Annotated in this window: 1 protein-coding gene, 11 tRNA genes and 2 rRNA genes; all 14 read left to right on the top strand. The window is 45.4% G+C overall.

Annotation, left to right across the window (positions count from 1 at the left end):
- Window positions 1-215, top strand: a 23S ribosomal RNA gene (locus BLR82_RS17915); the annotation flags it as partial.
- A 273-nt stretch (window positions 216-488) separates the two neighbouring features.
- Window positions 489-604, top strand: a 5S ribosomal RNA gene (gene rrf / locus BLR82_RS17910).
- 7 nt (window positions 605-611) lie between these two features.
- Window positions 612-686: transfer RNA gene (locus BLR82_RS17905), tRNA-Asn, on the top strand.
- Window positions 687-689: 3 nt separating this feature from the next.
- A tRNA-Thr gene (locus BLR82_RS17900) sits at window positions 690-762 on the top strand.
- Between the two features lie 717 nt (window positions 763-1,479).
- Window positions 1,480-5,799: a S8 family serine peptidase gene (locus BLR82_RS17895; protein WP_074600821.1), complete on the top strand. Its 4,320-nt coding sequence runs from the start codon at window positions 1,480-1,482 to the stop codon at window positions 5,797-5,799.
- 260 nt (window positions 5,800-6,059) lie between these two features.
- Window positions 6,060-6,134: transfer RNA gene (locus tag BLR82_RS17890), tRNA-Glu, on the top strand.
- A 13-nt stretch (window positions 6,135-6,147) separates the two neighbouring features.
- Window positions 6,148-6,223: transfer RNA gene (locus BLR82_RS17885), tRNA-Val, on the top strand.
- Between the two features lie 3 nt (window positions 6,224-6,226).
- Window positions 6,227-6,302: transfer RNA gene (locus tag BLR82_RS17880), tRNA-Thr, on the top strand.
- A gap of 65 nt (window positions 6,303-6,367) precedes the next feature.
- Window positions 6,368-6,453: transfer RNA gene (locus BLR82_RS17875), tRNA-Tyr, on the top strand.
- Between the two features lie 57 nt (window positions 6,454-6,510).
- Window positions 6,511-6,585: transfer RNA gene (locus tag BLR82_RS17870), tRNA-Gln, on the top strand.
- Window positions 6,586-6,634: 49 nt separating this feature from the next.
- Window positions 6,635-6,707: transfer RNA gene (locus tag BLR82_RS17865), tRNA-Lys, on the top strand.
- Window positions 6,708-6,882: 175 nt separating this feature from the next.
- A tRNA-Leu gene (locus BLR82_RS17860) sits at window positions 6,883-6,967 on the top strand.
- Between the two features lie 3 nt (window positions 6,968-6,970).
- Window positions 6,971-7,045 (top strand) — tRNA-Gly (locus BLR82_RS17855).
- A 4-nt stretch (window positions 7,046-7,049) separates the two neighbouring features.
- Window positions 7,050-7,122 (top strand) — tRNA-Ala (locus BLR82_RS17850).
- Window positions 7,123-7,170 lie beyond the last annotated feature (48 nt).

The raw sequence follows: 7,170 nt of genomic DNA, 5'->3' as shown, positions 1-7,170 counted from the left end.
GTGTACCAGTTGTTCCGCCAGGAGCATAGCTGGGTAGCTACGTGTGGAAGGGATAAGTGCTGAAAGCATCTAAGCATGAAGCCCACCTCTAGATGAGACTTCCCATCATTTTAAATGAGTAAGATCCCTCAGAGACGATGAGGTTGATAGGTCCGAGGTGGAAGCGTGGTGACACGTGCAGCTGACGGATACTAATCGATCGAGGACTTAACTTAAATCAAAAAGCGTCGCGGGCTTGGTCAGATGCGACACGCATAAGCCAGTCACCGAAAAGCCCTGCCTTATGGGGCTTGTAGGGGAATGACTTATGACGCGAGCATCTAGCCCGCAGAGCTGGATTATAGTACTATCACGTGTGAAGTTCGTTGATGTCTTCCTTCTTATCTAGTTTTGAAGGTACACTTTTTCTAAAAAAACACGAAGGAAGTTCTGTTAAGCCCGTTCACGTCCTGTGAACGGGCTTAACAGAACGACCTGCATTCTGCAGGTCTGGTGGCAATAGCGGAGAGGTCACACCTGTTCCCATGCCGAACACAGCAGTTAAGTTCTCCAGCGCCCATGGTAGTTGGGGCTTTGCCCCTGCGAGAGTAGGACGCCGCCAGGCAGATTATTCCACCGTAGCTCAGTGGTAGAGCAATCGGCTGTTAACCGATCGGTCGTAGGTTCGAATCCTACCGGTGGAGCCATTTGCTTCCATAGCTCAGTCGGTAGAGCGCTTCCATGGTAAGGAAGAGGTCGCCGGTTCAAGTCCGGCTGGAAGCTCTTTATAAAACGCTTGTCCTGTAAGGGATAAAGCGTTTTTTCTATTTAGGACAATTATAAGAAAGTTTATTTTGTTGTTATTTTTAAAGTTAGTTCATTTGCGTGCCCCTTTGCCTTCTCCTCTCTCGTATGGTTGATAATATAACACATCCCTTATAAGTTATATGTAAATCCCACTATCTCTTAATCCCTTTTTAAAAATAGTGTTAGCCAATCCTATCTTTTAAAGATATGCTCTACTATTTTCATTTCCTTCTTTAATGGTGATAAGCGTTTTCTGCATTGTTTGATTCTATTCCCGATCTTTTTAACTCGGTAGTGACTCGCTTGTATGATTTCACTATGAACTTAGTCGGGTCGCTGCTTGTATGTTTTTTATTTCATTCGCTTTGCCTCGTTTTTTTAATATGCTTGATTTTATGAAATAGGACTACATAGGCTATTGTCACATTGGAAGATGAAAAACAGTTGAGTATATATACCTTCTTTCCTTGTTTCATTATGTAGGACAGGGACTTTAACCATGACTAAATATTACAAAAACAGAGTATAATTACCTTTTTTTGCTAAACTATCTAGCCAAGCTTGGAAAGTTTTAGTAACATCATTGTAACTTCTTTAGAATATTCAGAAAAAAGTCCCGGAGGAGGTGAAAGAAACAGTAAGTCCAATAAAATTTGGAAAGGGGAAATATCATTGAGGCCAAAAAGAGGAAAGATGAAATGGCTTAGCATTTCTTTGATCGCTTTTTTGGTATTACAACTATTTACTTACACCACAGCCTCAGCACAAAGCTCCTCAACAAGTCTTTCCATCAAAGATAATCTGCAGGTAAATAACAAAATCAGTAAGGATTTAACTGATTCCTTTCAAAAAAAGAAAGAATTAACCTACCTAGTGAAAATGAAGGATCAGGCAAACACCGCTAAAGCAGCGAAAAATGCTGCAGCGACTGCCCAAAAAACTGATTCTTCGTTAACATCCTCACAAATAAAACGAGTCAAAACGTCAGCAGTTGTAACGGAATTAAAATCAACTGCTTTGGAATCCCAGCAATCGCTAAAAACATATTTGGAGAGTGCAACCGAAAAAGGTAAAGTCTCTTCTTTTAACTCCTATTACATTGTCAATGCGATGGCGGTGACAAGTAATGAGGAAATCATGAAGGAAATTGCTGCGATGCCAGAAGTAGAAAAGATTCTTCCTAACCGGGTGAGAAAGCTTACACCGGCTGAACAAGAAACAGTAAAAGAAATGAAACGCGCGAAGGATACAAATGCTACAGAATGGAACATTGATCGAATTGGAGCCCCGGAAGTTTGGGAGGAAATGGGGATTGATGGAAGTGGTGTTGTCGTTGCTAACATTGACACTGGTGTTCAATGGGATCACCCGGCACTACAAGATCAATATCGTGGTTTCGATGCTTCTAATCCTGATCAAACGGATCACGAACTAAATTGGTTCGACGCTACAGCTGGAGAAGAGACTCCTTACGACGACCAAGGCCACGGTACACACACGATGGGTACAATGGTAGGAACGGATGAAGACGGCAGCAACCAGATAGGTGTTGCACCTGGAGCTAAGTGGATAGCAGTAAAAGCTTTCACGGCTGCTGGCGGTACGGATGCGGACTTGCTGGAAGCTGGTGAATGGGTGCTTGCCCCTAAAGATGCAGACGGTACTCCGCATCCAGAAGCGGCGCCTGATGTAGTGAATAACTCCTGGGGAGGCGGACCTGGATTGGATGAGTGGTATCGTCCGATGGTGCAAAATTGGATTAGCGCTGGTCTTGTTCCGGTATTCTCAGCCGGAAATGATGGACCTGGAGATGGAACCATCGCTGCACCGGCAAATTATCCAGAAGTCATCGCGGTAGCTGCTACCGATTCAAGCGATGGATTGGCCAGTTTTTCTTCTCGAGGGCCTTCTCCTTATGATGGGGAGATAAAGCCGGACATTGCAGCACCTGGAGTGAACATTCGCTCCTCTGTACCGGGAAGCAACTACGAGAGTGGCTGGAATGGTACCTCGATGGCAGGGCCGCATGTAGCCGCTACTGCCGCTCTGTTACTACAGGCAGATAGTTCTCTGTCGGTAGAAGACGTAAAGGATATTCTGATGGAAACTGCTGACACGACCACAAACAGTCAATATCCGGAAGATCCAAATGAAGGATTTGGACATGGAATTGTCAATGCGTTCAATGCGGTTTCCGCAGTGGTCAGCGGAGTGGGAGAAATTACCGGTAATGTTTACAAGGAAGGCAACGATAGTGAAGAGCCTGCTATTGAACATGTAGCTCCGGAAGATACTTATGAAGGCGTACCGCTCTCACTTTCCGCACAAGTTAACGATAATGTCAGCGTTGACACGGTAGAGCTGCAGTATCGTCTAGACGGCGGTGATTGGGAAACAATCGCAGCAGAATTAGTTCAAGGTGACTTCACCGAGGGCACTTACCAGGCGGTTATCCCAGGGGAAGCAATCGCAGGCGAATCGCTTGAATACAAGTGGAAAGCGGTCGACTTTGGCGAAAATGAAGTGGAAACGGACGTTTTCCAAGTTTCCATTAAAGAAGCTATTTCCACTGGATATGAAGAAGATTTTGAAGCAAATCCAGTGGGCTGGTTGTCTTTTGGGGAAAACAATTCCTGGCAATGGGGTGTACCGGAATCCGGACCAGAGGAAGCTGCTTCTGGAGAGAATGTCTATGGTACGAACCTAGCAGGAGATTATGACAATGATTCCAATATGACCTTGGTGATGCCACCAGTAGAAGTACCAGAAGGGGATACTTTCCTCCAATTCAAATCATGGTTTAACTTGGAAAATAACTATGATTATGGTCATGTAGTAGTTTCTACTGATATGGAAAATTGGGATCAATTACAAGAATTTAACGGCACAACAGATGGATGGACGGACACAGAAGTCAACCTTTCTGACTATGCCGGGCAAAATGTGTATGTAGGTTTCCACGTCGATACCGATTTAAGCGTTGTGCGTGAAGGCTGGTATATCGACGACGTAGCACTAACTGATCAGGCAGATGGTTCAACTGCCTCTCTGCATAAGAACACTTCGAAAAAAGCAAAGACAGCTACGGAGGATAAAAAATCTGCTGATAAAAAGGTAGAGAAGAAAAAGAAGGTCAATCCGAAAAAATTAGCACCTTCTAAACTGAAAGATGTGACTGCACCCCAGCTGGCAAAAGGGGAAATCGATGATCAATACCAACCAAACCTCTTGCCATTGGATGCAACTGTCACTGTGCTTGAAACCGATCGTTCTGTAAACACAAACCCTGCTGATGGAAGTTTCCGCTTACTACATGGGGCAGGAGAATACACACTTCAAGCAGATGCATACGGATTCTATGCCGAGGAGCAGGCTGTTGATGTACCGGAAGAAGGTTCGGTAGAAGCGAACTTCACATTAAATCCGGTTCCAACAGGAACAGTTTCCGGCCAAGTGGTCAATGAAGAAACAGGAGAACCGATCGAAGGGGCAACCTTGATGCTTGTCGAGGATGCAGCCGTCGATCCAGTCGAAACAGGAGCGGATGGATCTTACTCCATTGATGCATACGAAGGTGATTACACCATCCGTGTTATGGCTCCGGACTTTCATGCTAAAGAAGTTGCTGTATCGATTGAAGGAGACGAAACGGTCGAATTGACAATTGAAATGGATCCATTCATTGGTTATCCTGGAGAAATTGGTTATGATGATGGAACCGCAGAGAATGCTCGTGCATTTTATGATGCAGGCAACGGCTGGGCTGTAAAAATGTCCCTTGCAGAGGGGCAGGAGTCAGCTATGGTCACTGGTGGACTTTTCCGCTTCTGGACAGAAGACTGGCCAGTACCGGGTGGCGAGGAATTTCAAGTAGCTGTATATGATGCCAGCGGACCGGACGGAGCACCAGGTAAAAAACTTGGAGGACCATATGATGCTACGGCATTGCGTAACGGCGAGTGGACACGCGTTGACCTGGCTGAGAAAGGAATTTCTGTATCGGGAGATTTCTATATGGTCTATATTCAAACTCAACCTAATCCAAATACTCCTGGGTTAGGTACTGATGAAGATGGAGAAAACGCCGGTAGAAGCTGGCAGCTGGTCGACGGAGGCTGGAGCCAAACACCTGAATCTGAAGGGAATTACATGATCCGGGCTTTGGTAAGTTACGCCGCTGAGGCACCGGTAATTGAGTCACCATCGGATAACAGTTACACCAAGGAAGAAGTTGTAACGGTTACTGGAAGTGCGGCTCCATCTACAACCCTGACTGTTTACAATAATGAAGAAGAAGCGGCGGTGACAGAAGTAAGTGAAGATGGTGAATTTTCGGTCGATGTTACGCTTGAACCAGGGGCTAATTCCCTGACAGCTGTTTCTTCTACCGATAACGGTTCCACCGATCCTTCTGATCCAGTGGTCATAACACTGGACCAACAGAAGCCGGAACTTACTATCACATCTCCAGAAGATGGGGATAAAACGAATAAAGAAGTAGTGAAGGTTACTGGCGAGGTTGTGGAAGACAATCTTGATAAAGTGGTAGTGAACGGTCAAAAAGCAGAAGTTAATGAAGATGGAACGTTTTCGAAGCGGATTCTCGTGGACAACGGGGAAAATGAAATTAAAGTCCGGGCTGTTGACAAAGCTGGTAATGCCCGTGTCAACACCATCACCATTGATGCGAAATTGGCCGCTCCGGAAATTACCAACGTTACCCCGGAAGAGGATATCCATCTTCAAGCAGGCGAATCAGTGAAAATTGAATTTGATTCGGATGCAGATCTGGAGGCAACGTTCTATATCAAAATGCCTTTAACCAATTTGTCCAACAATGCTACCGAACTTCCGATGACAGAAACGGAAGAAGGACATTATGTTGGGTACTGGACAGCGACTTCCAATTTGATAGCGGAAGGAGCAGAAATTGTTGTTAAAGTCGGCGATGACTATGGTAATGTAACCGAGGCAGCGGCCGAAGGAAAATTGTTTATTAACACGGAAGACTAAGCTTTTTACCTCCCCCTATATAATATAAATAGATTGCCCCTTGGTGCCGTCTCACTAAGGGGCTATTTTTTTATCTAATAAAGGATATTTTTTGAAAAAATGCTTGTCAAAATTACCGATACCAATTATAATCATATTCGTGCCTTAGAAAAGGTACGCCTTTTATTGTATTCAAGGCAAATAAAAATAAAATTTTCTCTTTACAAACACCATGGAAAAGAGTTATAATAGTATCTGTCAGTTTGACAGATATCAACGCTGGCCCGTTGGTCAAGTGGTTAAGACACCGCCCTTTCACGGCGGTAACACGGGTTCGAATCCCGTACGGGTCACCATATATTTGCATTTGGAGGATTAGCTCAGCTGGGAGAGCACCTGCCTTACAAGCAGGGGGTCGCAGGTTCGAGCCCTGCATCCTCCACCATTTGCCGGCCTAGCTCAATTGGTAGAGCAACTGACTTGTAATCAGTAGGTTGGGGGTTCAAGTCCTCTGGCCGGCACCATCTTTATCAGTTGAATAATTTGCATCCTAAAGCTTATAATAGGCTTGCAAGAAGTATTGATTTATGGAGGGATAGCGAAGTTGGCCAAACGCGGCGGACTGTAAATCCGCTCCCATCGGGTTCGTAGGTTCGAGTCCTACTCCCTCCACCATTAAAAATTGATAAAAACGATAAAAGTGCGAGCAGCTGGCACTGCTTTTGTTTTTATTGGGCTATAGCCAAGCGGTAAGGCATCGGGTTTTGATCCCGTGATTCGCTGGTTCGAATCCAGCTAGCCCAGCCATTTTCTTTTATAAGTAACATGATTAGGTAGTATTATTATCATTAATCATGAGCCATTAGCTCAGTTGGTAGAGCATCTGACTTTTAATCAGAGGGTCGGAGGTTCGAATCCTCCATGGCTCATCAAGGAAGTTATGGTCCGGATTCTCACCAACGGTTCCCCTTGCTTTTCATTGCCATCCAGTGACGCAAGGACTAGCCTGCGGCGTCGGAATCCTCCATGGCTCATCATTCATCTCAAATGGACAGGGCTGTGTTTCAGAGTCCTCCATGTCTTGTTTTATTGCCAGTAGATTTTGCGGATGTGGCGGAATTGGCAGACGCGCTAGAATCAGGCTCTAGTGTCTTCGGACGTGGGGGTTCAAGTCCCTCCATCCGCACCACTTGCGGAAGTAGTTCAGTGGTAGAACACCACCTTGCCAAGGTGGGGGTCGCGGGTTCGAATCCCGTCTTCCGCTCCAATATGGGGCCTTAGCTCAGCTGGGAGAGCGCCTGCTTTGCACGCAGGAGGTCAGCGGTTCGATCCCGCTAGGCTCCACTTTTCATAAAGAGTGAAGCTACTTTTAATAGTAGCTTCGCTCTTTTT

This window comes from Sediminibacillus halophilus, from assembly GCF_900103695.1.
Taxonomy (GTDB): Bacteria; Bacillota; Bacilli; order Bacillales; family Amphibacillaceae; genus Sediminibacillus; species Sediminibacillus halophilus.
Note: the sequence above shows the minus strand (reverse complement) of the source record. Positions and strands in the feature narration are given on the sequence as shown.